Annotated in this window: 20 protein-coding genes and 3 rRNA genes; 1 reads left to right on the top strand and 22 read right to left on the bottom strand. The window is 69.7% G+C overall.

Going from position 1 to position 25,885, the window contains the following annotated elements; all coding sequences use genetic code 11:
• Positions 1–43: 43 nt before the first annotated feature.
• The 18 genes from HBO46_RS08760 to HBO46_RS08675 all read right to left on the bottom strand — a co-directional run bounded on the left by HBO46_RS08760 (position 44) and on the right by HBO46_RS08675 (position 18,420).
• Positions 44–805 carry a pseudouridine synthase gene (locus HBO46_RS08760; protein WP_166138826.1) on the bottom strand — a complete coding sequence of 254 codons (762 nt, stop codon included), beginning with the start codon at positions 803–805 and terminating at the stop codon, positions 44–46.
• The gene (gene scpB, locus HBO46_RS08755; protein WP_166138828.1) at positions 802–1,503 is read right to left on the bottom strand and encodes an SMC-Scp complex subunit ScpB; all 702 of its coding nucleotides are present in this window, start codon (positions 1,501–1,503) and stop codon (positions 802–804) included. Before scpB ends, HBO46_RS08760 begins: the two co-directional genes overlap by 4 nt.
• The gene (locus HBO46_RS08750) at positions 1,500–2,369 is read right to left on the bottom strand and encodes a segregation and condensation protein A (protein WP_166138831.1); all 870 of its coding nucleotides are present in this window, start codon (positions 2,367–2,369) and stop codon (positions 1,500–1,502) included. The genes scpB and HBO46_RS08750 overlap by 4 nt, the downstream gene beginning before the upstream one ends.
• On the bottom strand, positions 2,366–2,758 hold the full coding sequence (locus HBO46_RS08745) for a hypothetical protein (RefSeq protein WP_166138834.1): 393 nt from the start codon (positions 2,756–2,758) through the stop codon (positions 2,366–2,368). Before HBO46_RS08745 ends, HBO46_RS08750 begins: the two co-directional genes overlap by 4 nt.
• Positions 2,743–3,654 (bottom strand): ParA family protein, encoded by a 912-nt coding sequence (locus tag HBO46_RS08740; RefSeq protein WP_449866944.1) that lies wholly within the window; start codon positions 3,652–3,654, stop codon positions 2,743–2,745. Before HBO46_RS08740 ends, HBO46_RS08745 begins: the two co-directional genes overlap by 16 nt.
• A 343-nt stretch (positions 3,655–3,997) precedes the next feature.
• On the bottom strand, positions 3,998–4,291 hold the full coding sequence (locus HBO46_RS08735) for a GNAT family N-acetyltransferase (RefSeq protein WP_166138835.1): 294 nt from the start codon (positions 4,289–4,291) through the stop codon (positions 3,998–4,000).
• Positions 4,292–4,332: 41 nt separating this feature from the next.
• The gene (locus HBO46_RS08730; protein ID WP_166138838.1) at positions 4,333–6,978 is read right to left on the bottom strand and encodes a DEAD/DEAH box helicase; all 2,646 of its coding nucleotides are present in this window, start codon (positions 6,976–6,978) and stop codon (positions 4,333–4,335) included.
• Entirely contained in the window at positions 6,978–7,925 is a 948-nt protein-coding gene (xerD, locus tag HBO46_RS08725) for a site-specific tyrosine recombinase XerD (protein ID WP_166138841.1), read from the bottom strand. The genes HBO46_RS08730 and xerD overlap by 1 nt, the downstream gene beginning before the upstream one ends.
• The gene (gene ald, locus HBO46_RS08720) at positions 7,918–9,042 is read right to left on the bottom strand and encodes an alanine dehydrogenase (RefSeq protein WP_166138843.1); all 1,125 of its coding nucleotides are present in this window, start codon (positions 9,040–9,042) and stop codon (positions 7,918–7,920) included. The genes xerD and ald overlap by 8 nt, the downstream gene beginning before the upstream one ends.
• Complete coding sequence (locus HBO46_RS08715) at positions 9,039–9,674, bottom strand: NUDIX domain-containing protein (RefSeq protein ID WP_166138846.1); 636 nt, start codon at positions 9,672–9,674, stop codon at positions 9,039–9,041. Before HBO46_RS08715 ends, ald begins: the two co-directional genes overlap by 4 nt.
• Positions 9,675–9,735: 61 nt before the next feature.
• Positions 9,736–11,421 carry a CTP synthase gene (locus tag HBO46_RS08710; RefSeq protein WP_166138849.1) on the bottom strand — a complete coding sequence of 562 codons (1,686 nt, stop codon included), beginning with the start codon at positions 11,419–11,421 and terminating at the stop codon, positions 9,736–9,738.
• A gap of 11 nt (positions 11,422–11,432) precedes the next feature.
• Complete coding sequence (locus HBO46_RS08705; RefSeq protein ID WP_166138851.1) at positions 11,433–12,305, bottom strand: copper transporter; 873 nt, start codon at positions 12,303–12,305, stop codon at positions 11,433–11,435.
• Positions 12,302–13,480, bottom strand: coding sequence for a putative cytokinetic ring protein SteA (gene steA / locus HBO46_RS08700; RefSeq protein ID WP_166138854.1), 1,179 nt, complete (start codon positions 13,478–13,480; stop codon positions 12,302–12,304). Before steA ends, HBO46_RS08705 begins: the two co-directional genes overlap by 4 nt.
• A gap of 132 nt (positions 13,481–13,612) precedes the next feature.
• Entirely contained in the window at positions 13,613–15,367 is a 1,755-nt protein-coding gene (recN, locus tag HBO46_RS08695) for a DNA repair protein RecN (protein ID WP_166138856.1), read from the bottom strand.
• Complete coding sequence (locus HBO46_RS08690) at positions 15,360–16,295, bottom strand: NAD kinase (protein ID WP_166138860.1); 936 nt, start codon at positions 16,293–16,295, stop codon at positions 15,360–15,362. Before HBO46_RS08690 ends, recN begins: the two co-directional genes overlap by 8 nt.
• Positions 16,292–17,167, bottom strand: coding sequence for a TlyA family RNA methyltransferase (locus HBO46_RS08685; RefSeq protein ID WP_166138862.1), 876 nt, complete (start codon positions 17,165–17,167; stop codon positions 16,292–16,294). The genes HBO46_RS08690 and HBO46_RS08685 overlap by 4 nt, the downstream gene beginning before the upstream one ends.
• Positions 17,168–17,178: 11 nt before the next feature.
• On the bottom strand, positions 17,179–17,391 hold the full coding sequence (locus tag HBO46_RS08680) for a hypothetical protein (protein WP_166138865.1): 213 nt from the start codon (positions 17,389–17,391) through the stop codon (positions 17,179–17,181).
• Between the two features lie 9 nt (positions 17,392–17,400).
• Positions 17,401–18,420: an HAD-IIA family hydrolase gene (locus HBO46_RS08675; protein ID WP_166138868.1), complete on the bottom strand. Its 1,020-nt coding sequence runs from the start codon at positions 18,418–18,420 to the stop codon at positions 17,401–17,403.
• A 51-nt stretch (positions 18,421–18,471) separates the two neighbouring features.
• Here HBO46_RS08675 and HBO46_RS08670 point away from each other — a divergent pair, with 51 nt between their 5' ends.
• A complete protein-coding gene (locus HBO46_RS08670) occupies positions 18,472–19,608 on the top strand; it encodes a DUF1015 family protein (RefSeq protein WP_166138870.1) in 1,137 nt (378 codons plus the stop codon).
• On the opposite strand, the gene HBO46_RS08665 is transcribed toward HBO46_RS08670, so the two are convergent.
• The 4 genes from HBO46_RS08665 to HBO46_RS08650 all read right to left on the bottom strand — a co-directional run bounded on the left by HBO46_RS08665 (position 19,571) and on the right by HBO46_RS08650 (position 25,438).
• Complete coding sequence (locus HBO46_RS08665) at positions 19,571–19,945, bottom strand: single-stranded DNA-binding protein (protein WP_166138873.1); 375 nt, start codon at positions 19,943–19,945, stop codon at positions 19,571–19,573. The genes HBO46_RS08670 and HBO46_RS08665 overlap by 38 nt on opposite strands.
• A 181-nt stretch (positions 19,946–20,126) precedes the next feature.
• Positions 20,127–20,243: ribosomal RNA gene (gene rrf / locus HBO46_RS08660) — 5S ribosomal RNA — on the bottom strand.
• A gap of 168 nt (positions 20,244–20,411) precedes the next feature.
• Positions 20,412–23,531, bottom strand: a 23S ribosomal RNA gene (locus HBO46_RS08655).
• Between the two features lie 388 nt (positions 23,532–23,919).
• Positions 23,920–25,438, bottom strand: a 16S ribosomal RNA gene (locus tag HBO46_RS08650).
• Together the 16S, 23S and 5S rRNA genes form the textbook arrangement of a ribosomal RNA operon.
• Positions 25,439–25,885 lie beyond the last annotated feature (447 nt).

Below are 25,885 nucleotides of genomic sequence, written 5' to 3'. Positions count from 1 at the left end.
GGTACGACGGGGGGCGCGGCGTCGTCAGTGCCCGAGACCAGCCTCAGAGGCTGGCGCTGTCGAGCAGCAGCCCGAGCTCCTCGCGGCTCAGCTCGCGGATGTCGCCGGGCTTCATCCCCATCAGCAGCACCGGCCCGAAGGCGGTGCGGGTCAGGCGGCGTACCGGGTGGCCGACCTCGTCGAGGAGGCGCCGCACGATCCGGTTGCGGCCCTCGTGGATGACCAGCTCGATGATCGAGCTGCCCGACGCCTTCTGGTTGCCGCCGACCAGCTTGGCCCGCTTCACCGTGACCGGGCCGTCCTCGAGGGTCACCCCGTCGAGCAGCCGCTTGACCGTGGCCCGGCTGACGATGCCCTCGACCTCCGCGACGTAGGTCTTGTCGACCTCGTAGGAGGGGTGCGCCATCCGGTTGGCGAAGTCGCCGTCGTTGGTGAGCAGCAGCAGCCCGGAGGTGTCGGTGTCGAGGCGGCCGACGTGGAAGAGCCGCTCGGGGCGGTCGGCGACCAGGTCGGAGATCGTGCGCCGGCCCTCGGGGTCCGACATCGTGGAGACCACGCCGCGGGGCTTGTTCAGCACCAGGTAGACCTTCTCCGAGATCGGCGGCAGCCGCTTGCCGTCGACGTGGATGACGGCGGTGCGCGGGTCCACCTTGGCGCCCAGGCGGGTGACCACCTCGCCGTCGACCACCACCAGGCCGTCGAGCATCAGCTGCTCGCACTTGCGCCGGGAGGCCACGTCGGACTGCGCCAGCAGCTTCTGCAGGCGGATCAGGCCGTCGTCGTCGGTCTCGATCTGGGGGCTCACGTCGTCATGTCCTTCGGGTGGGTGCTGCCGATGTCGGGTGCAGTGTCGGGTGCGGTGTCGGGGGTGTGCTCGGGTGCGGGCGGCGGCTCGGGGACGGCGAAGGGCGCGGCCATCGCGGCCAGCTCCTCCTCGAGATCGTCCATGTCGGGCAGGTACGGCGCGATCTCGGGGAGGTCCTCCAGCGCGGTGACGCCGATCCGCTCCAGGAAGTATCCCGTGGTCCGGTACAGGTTCGCACCCGTCTCCTGGTCCCGGCCGGCCTCCTCCACCAGGCCGCGGGTGATCAGGGTGCGCATCACACCGTCGACGTTGACCCCACGGATCGCGGAGACCCGGGCGCGCGAGATCGGCTGTTGGTAGGCGACCACGGCGAGGGTCTCCAGCGCCGCCTGGGTCAGCCGGGCCTGCTGGCCCTCCAGCACGAAGCGCTCCACGACCGCTGCGTGCTCGGGGCGGGTGTAGTAGCGCCAGCCACCGGCCACGTGGCGCAGCTCGAAGCCGCGGCCCTGCTCGGCGTACTCCTCGGCGAGGAGCTGGAGCGCGGCCACGACGTCCTCGACCGGGTGCCCGACCGCCGTCGCCAGCGTGGGCGCGTCCAGCGGCTGGTCGGCGACCATCAGCACCGCCTCGAGCGAGGGGCGCAGCGCGGCCGGCTCGACCTCGGGCGCGGCGGCGGTGTCGTCGGTGTGCTCGCTCATGGCTGCTCCCCCTCGGTGGGCGCCTCGGGCGGGGCCCCGTCGAACTCGTCGTTGATCAGCTCATCGAGGTCGGTCTGCTCCTCGCCGGTCCAGCGCACGGTGAGCTCGCCGAGCGGCGTGAGCTGCTCGAACCCGACCGCGCTCTCGCGGAAGAGCTCGAGCAGGGCCAGGAACCGGGCCACGGTGGTGAGCCGGTCCGGGGAGTCCCCGCACAGTGCCCGGAACGTCATCGCGCCGTGCCGGCGCAGCCGCTCGACCACGATCTCCGCCTGCTCGCGCACGCTCACCTGCGGCGCGTGGATGTGGTCCAGGCGCACCTCGGGCACCGGCTTGGGGGCCAGCGCGCGCGCCGCGAGGGCGGCGAACTGCTCCAGCCCGATCCCGATGAGCACCTCGGGCAGCAGCCCGGCGTACCGCTCCTCCAGGCCGACCGCCCGCGGGTGGCGGCGGGCCTCCCCCGAGAGCCGCTCGGCGAGCACCGCGGCGACGCTCTTGAACGCCTTGTACTGCAGCAGGCGGGCGAAGAGCAGGTCCCGGGCCTCCAGCAGCGCCAGGTCCTCCTCGTCCTCCACGTCACCCTGCGGCAGCAGCCGCGCGGCCTTGAGGTCGAGCAGGGTCGAGGCGACCAGCAGGAACGAGGTCGTCTGCTCCAGGTCCCACACCGGGCCACCGGCCTTGACGTGGGCGATGAACTCGTCGGTCACCCGCGACAGCGCGACCTCGGTGACGTCGAGCTTGTGCTTGGCGATCAGGTGGAGCAGCAGGTCGAAGGGGCCCTCGAAGTTGTCCAGCCGCACCTCGAACCCGGTCGCCGCCACGGCCCCGGTCGCCGTGGAGGTGCCGGAGGTGTCGGCGGACGTGGTCATCCCTCCGTCAGCCGGCGCACGAGGATGCTGTCCTCGCCGTTGGCCTCGAGGTCCGCGAGGACCAGCGAGACCGCCTCACGCACCAGCCGGCCGCGATCCACGGCCAGGCCGTGGGTGCGGCGCAGCGAGAGGCGCGCGTGCTCGATCTCGAGCAGCTCCTCGGAGGTGACGTAGACGGTCATCTTCTCGTCGTGGCGCACCCGGCCGCTGGGCTTGCGCGGCGTCCGCTGCTTCGCGGCGGGCTCGGTCTCCGGCTCGGCGTCCGCGGCGCGGACCTGGTCGGGTACGGCGCGCACCGCCGGCGCCCGGGGCGGGGCCGCCATCTCGGGCTGCGGAACGGTCGGCCGGAACAGGTCGTCGGCCGAGGGCAGGCTCACCCGTCGAGACAACGTGCGAGCACCTCCCGGGCGAGCTGGCGGTAGGCCTCCGCGCCCGTCGAGCTCGAGGCGTAGGACGTGATCGGCTCCCCGGCGACGGTGGAGTCGGAGAACTTCACGGTGCGCCGGATGACGGTGTGGAACACCTTGTCGCCCCAGGCCTGGACGAGACGGTCCATGACCTCGCGCCCGTGCAGGGTGCGCCCGTCGAACATGGTGCCGAGCACGCCGTCGACCTCCAGGCGCGGGTTGAGCCGCTCCTGGACCTTGTCGATGGTGGTCTTCAGCAGCGCCACGCCGCGCAGCGCGAAGTACTCGCACTCCAGCGGCACGATCACGCCGTCGGAGGCAGTGAGCGCGTTGACGGTGAGCAGGCCGAGGGAGGGCTGGCAGTCGATCAGGACGACGTCGTAGTCCTTGATGACCGGGCGCAGCACCCGCTGGAGGGTCTGCTCGCGGGCGACCTCGTGGACCAGCTGCACCTCGGCGGCGGACAGGTCGATGTTGGAGGGCAGCAGGTCCATGCCCGGCACGTTGGTGGGCACGATGACGTCGTCGACGTCGACGTCGCGCTCCATCAACAGGTTGTAGACGGTGAGGTCGATCTCGTGCGGGTTCAGGCCGAGGCCCACCGAGAGCGAGCCCTGCGGGTCGAAGTCGACGAGCAGCACCTTGCGGCCGTACTCGGCGAGCGCGGCACCGAGGTTGATCGTGGTGGTGGTCTTGCCGACGCCGCCCTTCTGGTTGCACATCGCGATCACCCGCGCGTTGCCGTGCTCGGTGAGCGGCTTCGGCTCGGGGATCACCGGCATCGGGCGCCCGGTGGGGCCGATCACGACCTCGGAGGTCGGGGCGGCGGCGGGGCGCTCGGGCACCAGGGGCTGCTCGAACGGCAGGGGGTCGGACACGTGGTCATCTCCGGAAGTGGTCGGTGGTGGCGGCGGGGTGGGGCGCGGGGCGCGCACCAGCGGGGGCATGTCCGGGGCGCCTGTCCCGGAACGGAAACCGCCATCGCTCATCTGCTGCTCCCGTCCCATTATGTCGACACGACGACTTGTGACCGACTTGCGGGGGAGCCTAGGACCGCCCGCCGACGCCTCACAAGCGCTCTCACCCACACGGGGGCACCCGTGCGGACATCTGTGCAGAGCGCAGGCGCACCCTGCACAGGCCACCCCTCCCCTGTGCACAGAGCTGTGGAGGAGATGACCCGAGGTCGGTGCGTGTGGCGGCGCCGCCGGTACGACGCGCTCAGACCGGGTCGGCGACCAGGTCGGCGTAGTCCGGGTGCTTGTCGATCCAGCCCTTGATGAAGGAGCACATCGGCACCACGTCGCGCTCCCCCGAGCGGCGTACGTCGTCCAGCGCGCCGCGGGCGAGCGCGGAGCCGACGCCCTTGCCCTCGAAGGCGTCGTCGACCTCGGTGTGGGTGAACACGATGCGGCCCTCGCGCAGCACGTAGTCGGCGAAGCCGGCCAGCTCCCCGTCGATCCGGGCCTCGTAGCGGCTGTTCTCGGGTGCGTCGGCGACGTCGATCTCACTCATGCCCCGACCCTACGGGGCGACCGGTTCCGCGCTGCATGCGCTCACAGCCGCCGCATCGCCTCCGTGGCCAGCACCAGCTCCCCGGCCTCGTCGGAGGCGTCGAGGTCGGCGACGGCCTCGATGAGCCAGTCGTGGTGGCCCTCGGGGTCGGCGATGGTCTGGCGCACCCGCCACAGCCGGGCGCCGCCCGGCCGGGCCTCGGCGTGCTCGTCGGGGTCCACGCCCAGCGGTACGCCGGTGGCGTGCTCCACGACGAGGTGCTGGGGTCCGCGCGCGTCCTGGTCGGTGCCGACCCGGTCGTGCTCGGCGTAGTAGGCCTCGATCGCCTCGTCCCAGCGCGAGCGGGTCATCACCACCTCGCGGGCCGGCTCGGTGCGGTCCGCGGCGGCGCGCTCGAGGGCCATCAGGCCGTCGAGGTCGTCGCGGGCGACCAGCTCGACGCGCCGCCACATCGCGTTGCGCACCATGACCGCGAAGGCGCGCTCCTGGCGCGAGATCGGGCGCGCGGAGGTCGGCGTCCCCGCATGCGCGAGCTCCGCGGCGCGCACCGCCACGGCGGCCGGGTCGGTGAGCGCCTCCCACTCGTCGAGCAGCGAGGAGTCGGTCTGGCGCACCGTCTCCCCCAGCCACTCCTGGAGGTCCTCCAGCTCGGCGGTGCGGTGCGCCTCCGGCACCGTCTGGCGCAGCGTGCGGTAGGCATCGGTGAGGTAGCGAAGCACCAGTCCCTCCGAGCGGGCCAGCTGGTAGCGGCGCACGAAGTCGGTGAAGCTCATCCCCTGCTCGTACATCTCCCGCACCACCGACTTCGGACCGAGGGCGTCCTCGGGCAGCCACGGGTGGCGCTGGCGGTAGATCTCGTACGTCGCGCCGAGCAGCTCGGCCAGCGGCTGGGGCCAGGTGATCTCCTCCAGCAGCGCCATCCGCTCGTCGTACTCCAGCCCGTCGGCCTTCATCTCCGCGATCGCCTCGCCGCGCGCGGCGTGCTGCTGGGCGAACAGGATCTGGCGCGGCGCGTCCAGCACGCTCTCGATGACCGACACCACGTCCAGGGCGTGGTCCGGGGAGTCCGGGTCGAGCACGTCGAGGGCGGCGAGCGCGAAGTGCGCGAGCGGCTGGTTGAGCGCGAAGTCGGCCGGCAGGTCGACGGTGAGGACGTAGCGGCGCCCGTGCTCGTCGAGCTCGTCCAGGCGGGTGATCACCCCCGAGTGCAGGAGCGAGCGGGCCAGCCGCAGCGCGCGCCGGGCCAGGCGGCGCTGCTGGCGCACGTCCTCGTGGTTGTCGGTCAGCAGGCGGCGCATCACCGCGAAGGCGTCCTCCTCGCGGGCGAGGACGTTGATCAGCATGGAGTTGTCGACCTTCATCCGCGAGACCAGCTGCTCGGGCTGGCCGGAGACGAGCTTGTCGAAGGTCTGCTCGCTCCACACCACCGCGCCCTCCGGCGGCTTCTTGAGCTGGGCCTTGGACTTCTTCTTCGGGTTCGCGGCGTTCTTGGCGGCCGACTTGGCCTTGGCGCGCTCGTTCTCGATGACGTGCTCGGGCGCCTGGACCACGACGTAGCCGGCGGTGTCGTAGCCGGCCCGGCCCGCGCGCCCGGCGATCTGCAGGAACTCGCGGCTGCGCAGGATCCGCTGGCGGTTGCCGTCGAACTTGGCCAGCCCGGTGAACAGCACCGTGCGGATCGGGACGTTGATGCCCACGCCGAGGGTGTCGGTGCCGCAGATGACGCGTAGCACCCCGCTCTGGGCCAGCTGCTCGACCAGGCGGCGGTAGCGCGGCAGCATGCCGGCGTGGTGCACGCCGATGCCGCGGCGCAGCAGCTTGGACAGGGTCTTGCCGAAGCCGGCGCCGAAGCGGAAGGCACCGATCCGCTCGGCGATCTCGTCGCGCACCTCCTTGCTGGGCTGGCCGATCCCCGAGGACGGCGAGAGCAGCGAGGTGGCGTGCTCGACGGCCGCGGCCTGGGTGAAGTGCACGACGTAGACCGGGGACTGCCCCGTCGTGACCAGCTCCTCGACGGTCTCCGCGAGCGGGGTCAGGGCATAGCTGAAGGTCAGCGGCACCGGGCGCTCGGCGTCGTCGACGATGGCCGTCTCGCGCCCGTTGCGCGTGGTCAGGTCGGCGGCCAGCTCGCTGACGTCGCCGAGGGTGGCCGACATCAGCAGGAACTGCGCGTGCGGCAGCTCCAGCAGCGGCACCTGCCAGGCCCAGCCGCGGTCGGGCTCGGTGTAGAAGTGGAACTCATCCATCACCACGAGCCCCACGTCGGCGCTCGCGCCCTCACGCAGCGCCAGGTTGGCCAGCACCTCCGCGGTGCAGCAGATGATCGGGGCGTCGGCGTTCACCGAGGCGTCGCCGGTGAGCATGCCGACGTTCTCGGCGCCGAACACCTCGCACAGCGCGAAGAACTTCTCGCTCACCAGCGCCTTGATCGGCGCGGTGTAGAAGCTGACCCGGTCACCGGCCAGCGCGGCGGCGTGCGCGCCGATGGCGACCAGCGACTTGCCCGAGCCGGTCGGGGTCGCCAGCACCACGTTGTTGCCGCCCAGCAGCTCGATGATCGCCTCGTCCTGGTGCGGGTACAGCGCGAGGCCCTGGCGGGCGGCCCAGTCGCTGATCGCCTCGTAGACCCGGTCCGGGTCGTCGACCCGGGGGACCCATGCGGCGCCGTCGGTCTTGGTCTCAGTCATCAGTCCCGTGCTCTCGGATGTGCGGTCGCGAAGACCTCGCGGAGGTTGTCCACGGTGACCAGTGTGTAGACCTGGGTCGTGGTCACCGACGCGTGCCCCAGGAGCTCCTGCACGACGCGCACGTCGGCGCCGCCGTCGAGCAGGTGCGTGGCGAAGGAGTGGCGCAGCGTGTGCGGGCTGACGTCGCGCGTCACGCCGGCCCGGTCGGCGGCCTTGGTGAGCACCGCCCAGGCCGACTGGCGCGAGAGCCGGCCGCCGCGCGCGTTGAGGAAGAGCGCGGGTGTCCCCCGCCCCTCGGCGAGGAGCGCGGGCCGACCGCGCACCAGGTAGGCGGCGACCGCCTCGCGGGCGTAGGAGCCCACGGGGACCAGGCGTTCCTTGCCGCCCTTGCCGCGCAGCAGCACGGTGCCGTCGCCGGAGGCCTCCGGGCCCGCGGGGCCCCAGTCGAGGTCGTCGACGTCGAGGCCGACGGCCTCGGAGATCCGCGCCCCGGTGCCGTAGAGCACCTCGAGCAGGGCCCGGTCGCGCAGGGCCAGCACGGTGCCGGGCGCGCCGGCGGCCTCGAGGATCGCCTCCACGTCGGAGAGCGGCAGCGCCTTGGGCAGCCGCTTGGCCGGGGTCGGCGGCTTCACCGCAGCGGCAGGGTCGGCCTGGGCCAGCCCGTCGGCGACCGCGAAGCGGTGGAAGCCGCGGACGGCCACGACCGTGCGGGCCGCGGACGTCGCGCTCAGCGGCGGGTGCTCCTCGTCGCCCTCGCGCAGCCGCGCCAGGAACTCGGCGACCGTGGCCTCGGTGACCTCGTCGAGGTCGGCGATGCCGACCGCGGCCAGGTGCGCGCTGTAGCGGCGCAGGTCGCGACGGTAGGACTGCAGCGTGTTGGCGGCCAGCCCGCGCTCGACGGAGAGGTGGTCGAGGTAGGTGCGGACCGCCCGGGAGACCTCAGCCACCGGCAGCGAGCGCCTCGGTCACCGCGATGGCCTGGATCCCGGTCGCCTCGCCGACGGCGGCGTTGGTCAGCCGGCCGGCGTGGGTGCTCAGGCCGCGCGCCAGCGCGCCGTCCTCGGTGCAGGCGCGGTGCCAGCCCTTGCCGGCGAGCGCGACGACGTAGGGCAGCGTGGCGTTGGTGAGGGCATAGGTCGAGGTGTTCGGCACCGCGCCCGGCATGTTGGCCACGCAGTAGAACGTCGAGCCGTGCACCGTGTACGTCGGGTCCGCGTGGGTGGTGGGCCGGGTGTCCTCGAAGCAGCCGCCCTGGTCCACGGCGATGTCGACGAGCACCGAGCCGGGCTTCATCGCGGCGACCAGCTCGTTGCTGACCAGCTTGGGCGCCCGGGCGCCCGGGATCAGGACGGACCCGATCACCAGGTCGGCCTGGATCACCTGCTGCTCGATCGCCAGGCCGGAGGAGGCCAGGCCGTGCACGCGGTTCTGGTAGCGCCAGAACGACATCCGCAGCTTGTCCAGGTCGTTGTCGAGGATGGTCACGTCCGCGCCCATGCCGAGCGCGATGTTGGCGGCGTTCTGCCCGGCCACCCCGCCACCGATCACCACGACCTTGGCGTTCGCGACGCCGCCGACCCCGCCGAGCAGGACGCCGCGTCCGCCCTCGGCGCGCAGCAGGGCGTGCGCGCCCACCTGCGGCGCCAGGCAGCCCGCGACCTCCGACATCGGGTACAGCAGCGGCAGCGAGCCGGAGGACAGCTGCACGGTCTCGTAGGCGATGGCGGTGACCTCGCGCGCCACCAGCTCCTCGGTGAGGCGCTGGTCGGCGGCCAGGTGCAGGTAGGTGAACAGCAGCAGGCCGGGGCGCAGCCGGTGGTACTCCTCGGCGACCGGCTCCTTGACCTTGAGCACCAGGTCGACGCTCCCCCACAGCTCGTCGGGGTCCGCGCAGAGCCGCGCGCCGGCGGCGACGTACTCCTCGTCGGGGATCAGCGAGCCGGCCCCGGCGCCGACCTGGATGAGGACCTCGTGGCCGGCGGCCACCAGCTCGTGCACGCCGACCGGCGTGATCGCGACGCGGTACTCGTGCACCTTGACCTCGGTGGGGACCCCGATCTTCACCGTGCCACGCTCCTCTCGCTCGACGTGCCACCCAGCAGCCCGCGGCCGCGGGCGATCAGGGTGGCCATGATCACCGGCGCGTCGGTGACGCGTCCGGACAGCACACCTTCGACGAGATCCTCGGCGGGGACCCACACCACCTGCATGTCGGCCTCCTCGTGGTGCGGCACGAAGTCCCCGCGCCCCACCTCGTGCAGACCGCGGGCCAGGTAGATGTGCACGACCTCGGAGAGGATCCCCGGTGAGGTGTACGCCGAGGTGAGGTGCTGCCACTCGTCGGCGACGTACCCGGTCTCCTCGCGCAGCTCGCGCTGCGCGCCCAGCAGCGGGTCCTCGCCCTCCACGTCGCACAGCCCGGCGGGCAGCTCGAGGAAGCGGCGGCCGACCGCGTGGCGGTACTGCCACAGGCACAGCACCCGGGGTCCGTCGTCACCCTCCTCGACCGCGAGCACGATGACCGCGCCCGGGTGCTCGAGCACGACGCGCCGGAACGGCTCCTCGTCGGGGCTGTCGGGGCGGTCCACCCAGTCGGCGCGCAGCGCCATGATCCAGTCGTCGCGGTGCAGGTCTGCGCTGCGCACCACCGGCCACCGCTCGTCGACGTCGGAGATCGGGGTGGGGATCGCGGTCATGGGGGCACGGTACAAGCCGGCCCCCATGCCGCGATGCCTGGCGTGGCCCCGCGGTGGCGTGTCAGGCCTCGGCCGTGGCCGACTCCTCGATCGGGAAGCGGAGCTCGTCCTTGCGCGCCAGCGCCGCCTTCACCAGTCCGGCGAAGAGCGGGTGCGGGCGGGTCGGGCGCGAGCGCAGCTCGGGGTGCGCCTGGGTGGAGACGTAGTACGGGTGCACCTCGCGGGGCAGCTCGACGAACTCCACGAGGGTGTTGTCGGGGCTGGTGCCGGAGAAGACCAGGCCGGCCTTCTCGAGGCGGTCGCGGTAGGCGTTGTTGACCTCGTAGCGGTGACGGTGCCGCTCCTCGATGCGCGCCGCGCCGTACGTCGCGCGCACGACCGAGCCCTCCTTGAGGACCGCCGGGTAGAGACCCAGGCGCATGGTGCCGCCGAGGTCGCCGCCGCCCTCGACGATGTCGACCTGCTCGGCCATCGTGGCGATGACCGGCTCGGGGGTCTGCGGGTCGAACTCGGTGGAGCCGGCCTGGGTCAGGCCGAGCTCGGTGCGGGCGTACTCGATCACCATGGACTGCAGGCCCAGGCACAGCCCGAGGGTGGGGATCTTGTTGGTGCGCGCGTAGGTCAGGGCGCCGAGCTTGCCCTCGAGGCCGCGGATGCCGAAGCCGCCGGGCACGCAGATCGCGTCGACGTCGTGCAGGTGGCGCGCCGCGCCCTCGTGGGTGGCGCACTCGTCGGAGGCGATCCAGCGGATGTTCACCTTGGCCTCGTTGGCGAAGCCTCCGGCGCGCAGCGCCTCGACCACCGAGAGGTAGGCGTCGGGCAGGTCGATGTACTTGCCGACCAGCGCGACCGTGACCTCCTCCTTCGGGTGGTGCACCCGGCGCAGCAGGTCGTCCCACAGGCTCCAGTCGACGTCGCGGAACGGCAGGTCCAGGCGGCGTACGACGTAGGCGTCGAGACCCTCGCGGTGCAGCACCTTGGGGATGTCATAGATCGACGGCGCGTCCGCGCAGGTGATGACGGCCTCGGTGTCGACGTCGCACATCAGCGCGATCTTGGCCTTGATGCTGTCGGGCAGCTCGCGGTCCGAGCGGCACACGATCGCGTCGGGCTGAATGCCGACCTGGCGCAGGGCGGCGACCGAGTGCTGGGTGGGCTTGGTCTTGAGCTCGCGCGAGGGGCCGATGTAGGGCACCAACGAGACGTGGATGAAGAAGCAGTTGTCGCGTCCGACGTCGTGACGCACCTGGCGCGCCGCCTCGAGGAACGGCAGCGACTCGATGTCGCCGACCGTGCCGCCGACCTCGGTGATCACCACGTCGACGGTGTCGGTTCCCTCGCCGGCCATGGCGCGGACCCGGTCCTTGATCTCGTTGGTGATGTGCGGGATCACCTGCACGGTGTCGCCGAGGTAGTCGCCGCGGCGCTCCTTGGCGATCACGCTCGAGTAGACCTGGCCGGTCGTGACGTTGGCGATCTGGTTGAGGTCGGTGTCGAGGAATCGCTCGTAGTGGCCGATGTCCAGGTCGGTCTCGGCTCCGTCGTTGGTGACGAAGACCTCACCGTGCTGGAAGGGGTTCATCGTCCCCGGGTCCACGTTGAGATAGGGGTCGAGCTTCTGCATGGTCACGCGGAGTCCGCGCGATCGCAGCAAGCGGCCCAGGCTCGAGGCCGTGAGTCCCTTGCCGAGCGAGGAGGCGACGCCTCCAGTGACGAAGATGTGCTTGGTCTGGGTCCCGGGCTTCACGGGATTCCATGCTATCCCAGAGGGACCGGTCCTGCCTCACCCGACGCACCGAAGGACCCGCCTGTGCCGTCGATCTCACGCACGAGGGCCAGTACGGCGCTCACCTGGCCGAGCACGGTCTCCACGCCGTCGACGGTGGTGACCTGGGTGGCGGCCGGGTCCTCGCGCAGGTCGGCGAGGTCGCCGTTCGCGGCCGAGGCGGCGTCACCGGCGACCACGACGCCGGTCGCGGTCGTGGCCAGACCGGAGACCAGGCCGGCGAGCACGGTGGGCTCGGCGTCCTCGCCGAGCACCAGCAGCACCAGCGGCGCCAGGCGCGCGTCCTCGTCGGACGCGGTCACCAGCTCCGCGGCGACGAGGCTCTGGCGCACCGTCTCCGCATCGCTGCCGGGGCGCTCGGGCCTGCCGGTGCTGGCCACGGCGCGGCCCAGGAGCTGGCCGATGCGCACGTACGTCGTGGCCTCGGCGTCGACCAGGCCGCTCTCGACCTGCTCGACCAGCTGGGTGCCCAGGGTGTCCACGAGGGTCTTGGAGGAGCCGGAGAGCAGCTCGGTGCCCAGGTCGTAGCGTCCGGCGACGCTGCTGCCGGCGGCCTCGATCTGGGCGGTGAGCCCGGTGACGGCCTCCTCGTCGACACCGGGCGCGGTGAGCAGGGCCACCGAGCGCTGGCGCAGTCCCCCGTCGTACAGCTGCGGAGCGGCGGTGGCGGCGAACTGCTCGGCGAACGCGAGGGTGCGCTGGTCGCCGGCGTCGAGGGTGTCCGCGGCCGTGGCGGAGTCGTCGCGGCCGAGGTCGCTGAGCGGGCCCCCGCCCAGCACCACCCCCGCGGCGAGGGCGAGGAAGACGGCGACGAGCGAGACGACGTGCTGGCGGTAGGAGATCAACCCAGGATTCCTTCGAAGAGTGTGGAGAGCTGGTCGAACCACTCCTGCCCGACCGGCGTCACTCCGACGGCGGCCGCGAGGGCGACAAGGCCGGAGAGCATCACCAGCAGCAGGTGGTGGGGGCGTACCCGCCCGGAGTAGAGCCGCGGCACCGCGGCGGCGTCGACCAGGAGCGGGCCGAGCTTGAGACGGGTGAGGAAGGTGCTGGGGAGACCGGAGCGCTGCCGGTCGAGGAACTCGGTGAGCGTGGCGTTCATCCCCACCCCGACGACGAGCGCGGCGTCGCCGGCGGCGGCGAGCAGCAGCGCCACGTCCTCGGCGGTCGCCCCGGTGGTGACGACGGAGGGGCTGATGCCCATCCTCATCAGCGGGTCGACGGGGGCGGCGCGGCCGCGCTCGACGCGCAGCACCACCTCGCGTGCGGACTTCAGGGTCTGCGCCGAGGGCATCGCCGCCTCGTCGGCGGCGTCGACGACCAGGACGTCCACCCGCTGCCGGCGCTCGCGCAGGTCGTCGCCGGCACGCCCGACCGCGACGACGACCGGCGCCTGCTCGCGCAGCCAGACGCGGGCGGCGTGCAGCTCCGCGGCGTGGTCGTGGCCCTGGACCACGACGACGACCGAACGCCCCGCCATCCGGGTCGCGAGCCGCGGCAGACCGCGGCCGTGCAGCAGCAGGCCCTCCTCCTGGCGCAGGAACTCCGCGGCGTTGCGGGTGAAGCTGTCCAGCTGGGCCGTGAGACCGAGGCGGGCCCGCTCCATGCGGGCGCGCAGGGTCTCGGCGTCGACCACCTGACCGGTGGCGACGGCGGGTGCGTCCGGCTCGGCGCCGGCGTGCACGACACCGTCGTGGATGCGCACGACGCTGGCGTCGCGGACGTCGGCGAGCAGCGCCGCCCCGGCGTCCTCGACGAGCAGCACGCCCGCGTCGGCGAGGAGGGCGGCGCCCTGGCTGGGATAGCGCCCCGACAGCATCGGGGAGGCGTTGAGGACGGCGCCGACACCGGCGTCGAGGAGCGCCCGGGCGGTGTCGCGGTCGAGGTCGAGGTGGTCGATGACCGCGACGTCGCCGGGGCGCAGGCGCGGCAGCAGCGCGCCGGCGCGGCGGGCGACGCGGGCGGTGGCGACGACACCGGGAGGGGCGGTTGCGGACCGGGTGCGAGCAAGGGACTTCATGGCTCTGCCAGTGTCACAAACCGGCAGGGTCGTCCTCCGGACGTGCGCGGCGTGGGCGCGTCGGTGTGGGCGGCCTCACGTGCCGTACGGCGCGCGTCCCGCCTGCCCCGGCCCGGGGCCGCTGCTCCGCAGTCAGCCGAGCGCGCGGACCGGCGCGGCGACCTCGAGCAGCTCGCGGGCGTGGGCCAGCGCGGTGTCGGACTCGGTCATGCCGGCCAGCATCCGCGACAGCTCGCTGACCCGCTGCTCGTGGTCGAGCACGGTCAGGCCCGAGCTCGTGACCGACCCGTCCTGCGACTTGCGCACGACGACGTGGCGATCGGCGTAGGCCGCCACCTGCGGCAGGTGGGTGACCACGAGGACCTGGGCGTCCTGGGCGAGACGGGCGAGGCGGCGGCCGATCTCGACGGCGGACGTGCCGCCGACGCCGGCGTCGACCTCGTCGAAGACGAACGTCGGCACCGGGCTGGTGCCGGCCAGCGCGACCTCGAGGGCGAGCATCACCCGCGAGAGCTCACCTCCGGAGGCGCCCTTGCCGAGCGGACGCGGCTCGGAGCCGACGTTGGCGGCGAGCAGGAACTCCACCTCGTCGATGCCGGACGGCGCGTAGCGCAGCCAGCGCTTGCCGACCCGCAGCGGGCCGCCGGGGACGGGGGCAGCGGGAGCGTCGACCTCGTGCTGGCGCACCTCGATGCTCACCCGGGCGTGCGGCATCGCGAGCAGCCGCAGCTCAGCGGTGACCGCCTCGGCCAGCTCGGCCGCCGAGGCCTGCCGGGCCTCGGACAGCGCGGCCGCAGCCGCCGCCAGGTCCACGCGCAGCTGCTCCTGCTCGGCGCGGAGCTGCTCGATCCGCTCGTCGGTGCCGTCGAGCTCGAGCAGCCGCCGTGCGGAGGTCTCGGCCCAGGCGAGCACCTCGTCGATGCTCTCGCCGTACTTGCGGGTGAGGGCGGTCAGGGCGGCCCGGCGCTCGGACACCGCGGCGAGGCGGGCCGGGTCGGTGTCGATGCGCGAGGCGTAGGACGCCACGTCGGCGGCGGCGTCGGAGAGCAGGTAGGAGATCTCCGCGAGGCGGTCGGCGAGCTCGCCGGCCTCGGTGTCGTGCTCGCGGACGCCGTCCAGCGCGGTGCGCGCGGCGGTCACCGTGGCGAGCGCGTCCGGGGAGCCGTCCTCGCTGGAGAGCGCCTCGCGGGCCTGCTCGGCGGCCATCCGGAGTGTGTCGGCGAACCCGAGGCGGGTCTCCTCGGCCGCGAGCGCGGCGTCCTCCCCCGGCTCGGGCGAGACCTGCTCGACCTCGTCGAGGCCGAAGCGGAGCAGGTCGGCCTCCCGGGCCCGGTCACGGGCGTGCTCGACGACGTCGGCGAGCTCGCGCTCGGCCGCGGCCAGCCGGGCGAACAGGTCGGCGTAGGCGGCGGTCAGCTTGGCGGTGTCGTCGCCGCCGAACCGGTCCAGGGCGTCGCGCTGGGCACGAGGCTGGAGCAGCCGGTGCTGGTCGGACTGACCGTGCACCGCGACCAGCGGCTCGGTGAGCCGGCCCAGGGTCGCCACCGGGACGCTCGCGCCGCCGACGTAGGCGCGTGAGCGGCCCTCGGCCGACACGTTGCGCGCCAGCACCACCCGGCCGTCCTCGACCTCGCCACCGGCCTCCTCGACCGCCGTGGCGAAGTGCGGCAGCGTCGAGGTGGCCACGACGCCCTCGACGCGGGCCGACCGGGCGCCGGTGCGCACCGCACCACTGTCGGAACGGCCGCCGAGCAGCAGTCCGAGCGCGGTCACGATCATGGTCTTGCCCGCGCCGGTCTCACCGGTGATCACGGTCAGGCCGGGACCCAGCTCGAGGGAGGAGGAGTCGATGACTCCCAGGGACTGGATGCGGATCTCCTCAAGCATCGGTGCCCTGTCGTCGACGTCGTTCCGCGGAGCCGCGCCAGCCCTCGACCGAGAGACCGAACTTCGCGACCAGGCGGTCGGTGAAGGGGGCCTCGTGCAGCCGCACCAGGCGCACCGGGGTGTCGCCGCGGCGCACCTCGATCCGCGCCCCGGGCGGCAGGTCGACCGCGCGGCGCCCGTCGCACCACAGCACGCCACGGCCGTCGGTGCGCGCGATCAGCTCGACGGCGAGCACCGAGGTCGGTGCCACCACCATCGGGCGGGCGAACAGGGCATGGGCGCTGATCGGCACCATCAGCAGGGCCTCGACGCCGGGCCACACCACGGGGCCGCCGGCGCTGAAGTTGTACGCCGTGGAGCCGGTCGGCGTCGCACAGACCACGCCGTCGCAGCCCCAGCGCGACAGCGGCCGCCCATCGACCTCCACGACGACCTCGATCATCCGCTCCCGGGCCGCCTTCTCGACGCTCGCCTCGTTGAGCGCGAAGGTGGAGGTCACCAGCTCGCCGTCCTGGTAGACGCGCACGTCGAGGGCGAGGCGGTCCTCGGCGCTGTAGCGGCGCTCGACGATCGCCTCGATCGTGGACTCCACGTCGTCGTGCTCGGCCTCGGCCAGGAACCCGACGTGGCCGAGGTTGACGCCCAGGACCGGGGTGCCGCTGTCGTGGGTGATCTCGACGGCGCGCAGGATCGTGCCGTCGCCGCCGATGACCAGGGCCAGCTCACAGTCGTCGCCGGCGCTGTGCTCGGCGCTGGTGAGCTCCAGGGGCGGGTCGTAGGCCCCGGGCTCGAGCTCGAGGTCGCGGGCCTCCGCGGTCGGGACGCGCACCACGATGCCGTGGCCCGTGAGCGCCTTCGCACAGGCGCGGGCCACGTCGCGGGCGTCGTCGCGTCCGGTGTGCGTGAGCAGCAGGACGCGTCGGGTCATGGCTCCACCCTCTCACCAGGCGCCGACGGCGCCTCGGTGCGGCCCGCGGTGGGGTGGGCCTCCGCAGCCGGGCCGCGCTCGACCTCCGCGCGGATCTCCTCGCTGCCGATGGTCGCCGGGCCGCGGCGCAGCCACAGGAAGAACTCCACGTTGCCCGACGGACCGGGCAACGGGCTGGTCACCACCGCGCGGGCGCCCCAGCCACGCCGGCCCGCGGCCTCGGCGACGCCGAGCACGGCCTCGTGGCGCAGGCCGAGGTCGCGCACGACCCCGCCCTTGCCGACCCGGTCCTTGCCGACCTCGAACTGGGGCTTGACCATCAGCGCGAGGTCGCCGTCCTCGGCGGTGACGCCGAGCAGCGCGTCCAGCACGATCTCCAGGGAGATGAAGGACAGGTCGCCGACCACGAGGTCGACGCTGCCGCCGATCAGGTCCACGCTGAGGTCGCGGACGTTGGTGCGGTCGTGGACCAGGACGCGCTCGTCCTGCTGGATGCGCCAGGCGAGCTGGCCGTAGCCGACGTCGACGGCGACCACCTGCGCGGCGCCGTGGCGCAGCAGCACGTCGGTGAACCCACCGGTGGACGCGCCGGCGTCGAGGCAGCGGCGGCCCTCCACCTGCAGTCCGAGCGGCTCGAAGGCGGCGAGCGCACCGGCCAGCTTGTGCCCGCCGCGCGAGACGTAGTCGGGGCGGTCCGGGTCGTCGGCGACCACGAGGGCGACGTCGGTGGTCACCCCGGTGGCCGGCTTGGACGCGACGGCGCCCTGCACCTTGACCCGTCCGGCGGCGATCAGCTCGCTGGCGTGCTCACGGGACCGGGCCAGGCCACGACGGACCAGCTCGGCGTCGAGACGAAGGCGACGCGGAGGCACCTGCCTCCCCCTCAGCCGTCCGCGCCGGGACGCGGGGCGCCCGGCTGCACCGGCGGCTGGACGTCGAGGGCGCCGCGCAGTCGCTCGTGGGCGTCCTCGAACACGGCGACGTGCTCCTCCAGCGGACGTCCGGCCAGGGCGTCGACGGCGACGACGACCTCGTCGACGCTGGCGACCCCGGTCTGCACCGGTCCCTCGGGCTGCACGGCACCGGTCTCAGTCATGCCCCGAGGCTACCGCTGCGGACCGACAGCACCCGGAGAGGGCACGGCCAGCCCGGCCGTGTCGATCACCACGCCGGTGGCGTCCAGGTGCGCCCAGGCCGCGACGGCGACCGCACGCCACCAGGACTCGGCGTCTCCGTCCCCGCGGACCACCAGACGCCCCTCCTCGGCGCTCGCGGTCCAGCCGCCGAGGCTCGCGACACCGTCGGCCACGCGGGGCGCCTCGTGCGGCGTGCCGAGGGCGCCTAGGTCGGTGCCGAGGTACGTCGGGCGCAGCGGCGCCGGCGCGCTCACCAGCTCGGCGAGACCGGTGACGCCGGTCAGCACCAGCAGGCTGTCGATCCCGATGCGCCGGGCCCCCTCGATGTCGGTGTCCAGGCGGTCGCCCACCATCAGCGGCCGGGTGCCACCGACTCGGCGCACGGTCTCGTCGAGGAGCGGGCGCTCGGGCTTGCCCGCCACGACCGGCCCGACGCCGGCGAAGCGCCGGATGGTGTCGACGAGCACCCCGTGGCCCGGCGCCACGCCGTACGCCGTCGGGATGCTCAGGTCGGTGTTGCTGGCCACCCACGGCAGCCCCTCGCGCACCCGCACCGCGGCACGCATCACGTCGCGCCACAGCACGTCGGGCCCGTAGCCGGTGACCAGCGCCACGGCGTCGTCCTCGACGCCGACCGGCACCAGACCGTCGCTCTCGAGGGCGGCGCGCAGGCCGTCGGCGCCGAGCAGCACGACCGCGGCACCGGTGCCGTGGCGCTCGAGCAGCACCCGGGACGCCGCCTGGGCAGAGGTCACCACGTCCTCGGGCGCGGCCTCGACACCGAGGGAGCGCAGGTGCGCGGCGACCGTGTCGGGGGTGCGGGAGGCGTTGTTGGTGATGAAGGCTAGACGCGCGCCGCTGGCCCGGGTGCGCTCCAGGTGGGAGCTCGCCCCGGGGACCGCGTCACCGTCGATGTAGACGACTCCGTCGAGGTCGAGCATGACCAGGTCGAAGGCCTGATCGAGGGGCTGGTGCGAGGACCCGAGCATGTGAGGCCTTCCTGGCGCGAACTGATTGCCGCAGCACCCTACGATGCACCGATGAGCTCCCGCGCCGTGGTCGTGCCCCCGCACGTCGCCCGACCGCTGCGCCTGCTGCCGTTCCGGGGCCTCATGCTGCCGCCGGCGCGCGGTCCGCGCGGCACCGTCGAGCGGGCGCTGGCCCGCCCAGGCGCCCGGGTCGAGGAGCTGCTCGCCCGATGGGCGGCGGAGGGCCGGTTGACGCACGACGCCACCCCGGGGCTCTACCTGCACGAGTACACCACCGCCGGGATCACGGTCCGCGGCCTCGTCGGCGCCCTCGACGTCTCCCGCCGCGCCCACGACCCCGGCGAGCAGGCCGTGCTCCCCCACGAGGGCGTTCACTGCGACCAGGTCGAGCAGCTGGCCGAGCGGATGGACCACATGGAGGTCGACCCCGCACCGATCCTGCTCGTGCACCGCGGCTCGGCGGACCTGCGGGCACTCCTGGCGACGATCCGGGAGACCGCGCCCCTGGCCCGCTTCACCGATCACACCGACCAGCACCATCGGCTGTGGGCCGTACGCGACCCCGACCACCTGGCCCGTGTCGAGGCGGCGCTCGCCACGAGCCGCGTGCTGATCGCCGACGGCCACCACCGCTACGCGGCCTACCTGGCGCTGCAGGCCAGGCACCCCGGCGGGACGCGAGACACCGGTCTGGCCATGCTGGTGGACCACGACGACACCCCGATGTTCCTCGGCCCCATCCACCGGGTGCTTCCGGGCACCAGCCTGGAGTCGCTGGCCGGTGCCGCACGCAGCGCGGGCCTGGACTTCACCTACGTGCCCCGGCGCCAGGCACTGGCCGCCCTCGGTCCGACCTCGGTGGTTGCCACCGACGGACGTCGCTGGGCGATCCTCGCCATCGCGTCCACGGCCGATCGGGCTGCCGTCGAGATCCTCCACCAGGACCTGCTGCCCGCGCGCCCCGGCAGCCCGCCGCCGGCGGCGTACCGCCACAGCGTGGAGTCGGCGCTCGCCGACGCACGTCCCGGCGAGTCGGTCGCGGTCCTGATGCCGGCGGTCGACCTCGACCTCGTCACCAGGATCGCCACCACCGGGCGCCTGCTGCCGGAGAAGGCCACGTCGTTCCAGCCCAAGCCGACGCCGGGCCTGCTCATCCGCGCGCTGCGCGACGGACCCGTCGCCCGCTGAGCACCTCGATCTCGTAGCGCGACGCGGCGCCCGTCCCGCCCCGGAAGAACCGGCGCCGCACCGCGCCGCTGAGCTCCACCACGTCACCGGCGTCCCACGACCGCGCCGCCGCACGCACCCGGCCACCCCACACCGCGCAGTCGAGCACGTCGACGCGCTGGCGGGAGCCCCGCAGGTCACCGGTGCGGGCCACCACCAGACGGAACAGCAGGACGCTGTCCCCGCTGGGCAGCTCGCGCTCCTCGGGCGCCTGGGAGACCCGGCCGATCAGCCGCACCTCGTTGCGTCCCTGCTCGACGTCGCCGTCCGCGCGCACCTTCGTCGTCTCTGAGTCCATGGGGCCTCACCTCCGTGACCCACCCTGCGACCGCGCACCGACGAGCACCGGTCCGCAGCGCGCCCCTGGGGACGACGCGGTCCGGAGCGCTTCCTGTGCACGGGAACCGGTGCCACATCCGGGCGCGCAAATAGCAGAACGGGTCGCACCCCGTGGGGTGCGACCCGTTCTGTGAATGATTGTCCGGCGGCGTCCTACTCTCCCACAACCTCTCGGTTGCAGTACCATCGGCGCTGAAAGGCTTAACTTCCGGGTTCGGGATGGGACCGGGTGTTTCCCTTTCGCTATGGCCGCCGTAACTCTATCGACTCCACCCATCAACACCGGCCACAAAACCGTGAGGTTTCGGGGGTGTGTGTCTGGGGAGCCAAGCCACTATTCACATGTTTGTGCCATGTGGGTGTTGTGTTGGATCGTGGACGCGATCAATTGCGCGGTCGTCTTGATAGTTTCAGTAAAGTGAGTGTAAGACAAGCCCTCGGCCTATTAGTACCGGTCGGCTAGGCATTGCTGCTGTACACCTCCGGCCTATCAACCCAGTGTTCTGCTGGGGGCCTTACCCCGTTAACCGGGTGGGAAACCTCATCTTGAAACGTGCTTCCCGCTTAGATGCATTCAGCGGTTATCACTTCCGAACGTAGCCAACCAGCCGTGCCCCTGGCGGGACAACTGGCACACCAGAGGTTCGTCCATCCCGGTCCTCTCGTACTAGGGACAGCCTTTCTCAAGTTTCCTGCGCGCGCGGCGGATAGGGACCGAACTGTCTCACGACGTTCTAAACCCAGCTCGCGTGCCGCTTTAATGGGCGAACAGCCCAACCCTTGGGACCTGCTCCAGCCCCAGGATGCGACGAGCCGACATCGAGGTGCCAAACCATCCCGTCGATATGGACTCTTGGGGAAGATCAGCCTGTTATCCCCGGGGTACCTTTTATCCGTTGAGCGACGCCGCTTCCACATGCCGACGCCGGATCACTAGTTCCGACTTTCGTCCCTGCTCGACATGTCTGTCTCACAGTCAAGCTCCCTTGTGCACTTACACTCAACACCTGATTGCCAACCAGGCTGAGGGAACCTTTGAGCGCCTCCGTTACATTTTAGGAGGCAACCGCCCCAGTTAAACTACCCATCAGGCACTGTCCCTGATCCGGATTACGGACCTAGGTTAGACATCTAGTACGACCAGAGTGGTATTTCAACGATGACTCCACAACCACTGGCGTGGCCACTTCACAGTCTCCCACCTATCCTACACAAGCCGAACCAAACACCAATACCAAACTATAGTAAAGGTCCCGGGGTCTTTCCGTCCTGCCGCGCGTAACGAGCATCTTTACTCGTAGTGCAATTTCGCCGAGTCCACGGTTGAGACAGCGCCCAAGTCGTTACTCCATTCGTGCAGGTCGGAACTTACCCGACAAGGAATTTCGCTACCTTAGGATGGTTATAGTTACCACCGCCGTTTACTGGGGCTTAAGTTCTCAGCTTCGATCTTGCGATCTAACCGGTCCCCTTAACCTTCCAGCACCGGGCAGGAGTCAGTCCGTATACATCGTCTTACGACTTAGCACGGACCTGTGTTTTTAGTAAACAGTCGCTTGGGCCTGGTCTCTGCGGCCCTTCACGCTTCCCCAGCAAGTGGGTACACGATCCGGGCCCCCCTTCTCCCGAAGTTACGGGGGCATTTTGCCGAGTTCCTTAACCGTGGTTCGCTCGATCGCCTTGGTATTCTCTACCTGATCACCTGAGTCGGTTTGGGGTACGGGCGGCGCATAGCTCGCTAGAGGTTTTTCTCGACAGCATAGGATCACCGACTTCCCCAATTGGGTCCCCATCACACCTCAGGATCGACATCAAAGTCAGCCACCCGGATTTGCCTGGGCGGCTCCCTACATGCTTGGCCGTACACAACCATCGGTACGGTTCGACTACCTTCCTGCGTCACCCCATCGCTTGACTACTACCAGTTCGGGTCCCACGCTACGCCGCAGCCTCTTCCCCCGAAGGAGTCGATAACCGCGGTTTCAGATGGTTAGCATCACCAGGTTCGTCATGGGCGCTACTTTGCCGGTACGGGAATATCAACCCGTTGTCCATCGACTACGCCTGTCGGCCTCGCCTTAGGTCCCGACTTACCCAGGGCAGATTAGCTTGACCCTGGAACCCTTGATCATTCGGCGCAGGAGTTTCTCACTCCTGATTCGCTACTCATGCCTGCATTCTCACTCGTGTCGCATCCACCACTAGATCACTCTGCGGCTTCACCCGCGACACGACGCTCCCCTACCCATCCACACACCCTTTCGGGCTCTCCACACAAGGTGGGTGCGAATGCCATAGCTTCGGCGGATGACTTGAGCCCCGCTACATTGTCGGCGCGGAATCACTTGACCAGTGAGCTATTACGCACTCTTTCAAGGGTGGCTGCTTCCAAGCCAACCTCCTGGTTGTCACTGCGACTCCACATCCTTTTCCACTTAGTCACCGCTTAGGGGCCTTAGCTGATGGTCTGGGCTGTTTCCCTCTCGACTACGGAGCTTATCCCCCGCAGTCTCACTGCCGCGCTCTCACTTACCGGCATTCGGAGTTTGGCTAACGTCAGTAACCTTGTAGGGCCCATTAGCTATCCAGTGCTCTACCTCCGGCAAGAAACACGCGACGCTGCACCTAAATGCATTTCGGGGAGAACCAGCTATCACGAAGTTTGATTGGCCTTTCACCCCTATCCACAGGTCATCCCCTCAGTTTTCAACCTAAGTGGGTTCGGTCCTCCACGCGGTCTTACCCGCGCTTCAACCTGCCCATGGATAGATCACTTCGCTTCGGGTCTTGAGCGCGCTACTGAATCGCCCTATTCGGACTCGCTTTCGCTACGGCTTCCCCACACGGGTTAACCTCGCAACACACCGCAAACTCGCAGGCTCATTCTTCAAAAGGCACGCCGTCACAAGGCACAAGACCTCGCTCCGACGGATTGTAGGCACATGGTTTCAGGTACTATTTCACTCCCCGCCAGGGGTACTTTTCACCTTTCCCTCACGGTACTTGTCCGCTATCGGTCATCAAGGAGTATTTAGGCTTAACAGGTGGTCCTGCCAGATTCACACGGAATTTCAGGGGTTCCGTGTTACTTGGGATCCCACTCGACAGCCACAGCCTTACACCTACGGGGCTATCACCCTCTACGGCTCCACTTTCCAATGGAATTCGACTTCAACTGTGGTTTCTTACTGTCCGGATCGCCGGCAGACGACCCTGAATGGTCCCACAACCCCCCATACGCAACCCCTGCCGGGTATCACACGCATGAGGTTTAGCCTGATCCGATTTCGCTCGCCACTACTCTCGGAATCACTATTGTTTTCTCTTCCTACCGGTACTGAGATGTTTCACTTCCCGGCGTTCCCTCCACACACCCTATATATTCAGGTGCAGGTAACTGGACATGACTCCAGCTGGGTTTCCCCATTCGGACACCCCCGGATCACAGCTTGGTTGCCAACTCCCCGGGGCTTATCGCAGGCTCCTACGTCCTTCATCGGCTCTTGATGCCAAGGCATCCACCATGTGCCCTTCATAGCTTGTCTCACAAACACTCAACAAAAACTACAAAGACTTAATTGCAATATGTGCAACACACAACGTGTGCCACACAAGATGCTCGCGTCCACTATCCAGTTCACAAACAACCAACCCACCAACCACCACCACCCCAAGACTCAGGGCAGCAACCGAAGGAGGCATCCGAGCTCACAACCCAAACTGGGCTGATCCCTCAAAGCTCAACAGTGTGTCACACGACCAATCCCCACCACACGAACCGCACCAGGTTCCACGCCCCACCAGCTCAAGAGCAGGAGGGACAGTACTGAGGCACGACCATGCACCAGGCACAGCCTTCATCGACGATTCCACTAGTGAACACCACCATGCGCAACCGAACAGGCGCCGGTTGTCGGGGCGTGTGCTCCTTAGAAAGGAGGTGATCCAGCCGCACCTTCCGGTACGGCTACCTTGTTACGACTTCGTCCCAATCGCCAGCCCCACCTTCGACGGCTCCCTCCCACAAGGGGTTAGGCCACCGGCTTCGGGTGTTGCCGACTTTCGTGACGTGACGGGCGGTGTGTACAAGGCCCGGGAACGTATTCACCGCAGCGTTGCTGATCTGCGATTACTAGCGACTCCGACTTCATGGGGTCGAGTTGCAGACCCCAATCCGAACTGAGACCGGCTTTTTGGGATTCGCTCCCCCTCACGGGATCGCAGCCCTTTGTACCGGCCATTGTAGCATGCGTGAAGCCCTGGACATAAGGGGCATGATGACTTGACGTCATCCCCACCTTCCTCCGAGTTGACCCCGGCAGTCTCCTATGAGTCCCCACCATGACGTGCTGGCAACATAGGACGAGGGTTGCGCTCGTTGCGGGACTTAACCCAACATCTCACGACACGAGCTGACGACAGCCATGCACCACCTGTATACCGACTAAAAGGGGCTCTATCTCTAGAGCTTTCCGGCATATGTCAAACCCAGGTAAGGTTCTTCGCGTTGCATCGAATTAATCCGCATGCTCCGCCGCTTGTGCGGGCCCCCGTCAATTCCTTTGAGTTTTAGCCTTGCGGCCGTACTCCCCAGGCGGGGCGCTTAATGCGTTAGCTGCGGCACGGAACCCATGGAATAGGCCCCACACCTAGCGCCCAACGTTTACGGTGTGGACTACCAGGGTATCTAATCCTGTTCGCTCCCCACACTTTCGCTCCTCAGCGTCAGGTAATGCCCAGAGAACCGCCTTCGCCACCGGTGTTCCTCCTGATATCTGCGCATTTCACCGCTACACCAGGAATTCCGTTCTCCCCTGCATACCTCTAGTCTGCCCGTATCGGAAGCCAGCTCAGAGTTAAGCCCTGAGTTTTCACTCCCGACGCGACAAACCGCCTACGAGCCCTTTACGCCCAATAATTCCGGACAACGCTCGCACCCTACGTATTACCGCGGCTGCTGGCACGTAGTTGGCCGGTGCTTCTTCTGTACCTACCGTCACTCTCGCTTCGTCGGTACTGAAAGAGGTTTACAACCCGAAGGCAGTCATCCCTCACGCGGCGTTGCTGGATCAGGCTTCCGCCCATTGTCCAATATTCCCCACTGCTGCCTCCCGTAGGAGTCTGGGCCGTGTCTCAGTCCCAGTGTGGCCGGTCACCCTCTCAGGCCGGCTACCCGTCGAAGCCTTGGTGAGCCATTACCTCACCAACAAGCTGATAGGCCGCGAGCACATCCTGCGCCGAAAAAACTTTCCACAACCCACCATGCGGTGCGTTGTCATATCCGGTATTAGCCACCGTTTCCGATGGTTATCCCGAAGCGCAGGGCAGATTACTCACGTGTTACTCACCCGTTCGCCGCTCGTGTACCCCCGAAAGGGCCTTACCGCTCGACTTGCATGTGTTAAGCACGCCGCCAGCGTTCGTCCTGAGCCAGGATCAAACTCTCCGTTGAAAACAACACCCACAACCACCCAAGGGCAGTTGCGGAAAAAGAGATGCCCCTGACAGGAGAAACTAGCTGACAAAAATTGTCTAACCAGAATCATTGTCAAAGAAACCATCGACACCACCAAGAACCGAAGTCCTCACCGAGTGCCGACGGGGCATAACAAACTAATTCGTCGACTATATGACACACTGTTGAGTTCTCAAGGATCAGACACACCCGGTGATCCGCCTTGCGGCTTCTCTGTCGGGGCAACCTGCAGAAACTTACCGGATCTGAGCGAGCCGGTCAACTCGGCGCTGCCGAGCTGGTGTTTCCGGTGCCGGGGCCTGGACTCCTCGGCGCTGCGGGCGGTGAGCCCGGGTCTCGGAGCCGCGTCCTGCGGCGAGAAGGAACATTACACGGGCGCCGGGGAGGTGCCAAACCGGGGGGTGCCCAGCCCCTCGGCCCCGC

Source organism: Nocardioides ochotonae, from assembly GCF_011420305.2.
GTDB lineage: Bacteria > Actinomycetota > Actinomycetes > Propionibacteriales > Nocardioidaceae > Nocardioides > Nocardioides ochotonae.
The sequence above is the reverse complement of the archived record's forward strand: the minus strand, read 5'-3'. Positions and strand labels throughout refer to the sequence as shown.

Coding starts and splice junctions, on each gene's coding strand:
- HBO46_RS08690 (WP_166138860.1), bottom strand. CDS start 16,295: ATGACCCGACGCGTCCTGCTGCTCACGCACACCGGACGCGACGACGCC.
- recN (WP_166138856.1), bottom strand. CDS start 15,367: ATGCTTGAGGAGATCCGCATCCAGTCCCTGGGAGTCATCGACTCCTCC.
- HBO46_RS08670 (WP_166138870.1), top strand. CDS start 18,472: ATGAGCTCCCGCGCCGTGGTCGTGCCCCCGCACGTCGCCCGACCGCTG.
- scpB (WP_166138828.1), bottom strand. CDS start 1,503: ATGAGCGAGCACACCGACGACACCGCCGCCGCGCCCGAGGTCGAGCCG.
- HBO46_RS08680 (WP_166138865.1), bottom strand. CDS start 17,391: ATGACTGAGACCGGTGCCGTGCAGCCCGAGGGACCGGTGCAGACCGGG.
- steA (WP_166138854.1), bottom strand. CDS start 13,480: ATGAAGTCCCTTGCTCGCACCCGGTCCGCAACCGCCCCTCCCGGTGTC.
- HBO46_RS08675 (WP_166138868.1), bottom strand. CDS start 18,420: ATGCTCGGGTCCTCGCACCAGCCCCTCGATCAGGCCTTCGACCTGGTC.
- HBO46_RS08735 (WP_166138835.1), bottom strand. CDS start 4,291: ATGAGTGAGATCGACGTCGCCGACGCACCCGAGAACAGCCGCTACGAG.
- HBO46_RS08730 (WP_166138838.1), bottom strand. CDS start 6,978: ATGACTGAGACCAAGACCGACGGCGCCGCATGGGTCCCCCGGGTCGAC.
- HBO46_RS08715 (WP_166138846.1), bottom strand. CDS start 9,674: ATGACCGCGATCCCCACCCCGATCTCCGACGTCGACGAGCGGTGGCCG.
- HBO46_RS08665 (WP_166138873.1), bottom strand. CDS start 19,945: ATGGACTCAGAGACGACGAAGGTGCGCGCGGACGGCGACGTCGAGCAG.
- HBO46_RS08750 (WP_166138831.1), bottom strand. CDS start 2,369: ATGACCACGTCCGCCGACACCTCCGGCACCTCCACGGCGACCGGGGCC.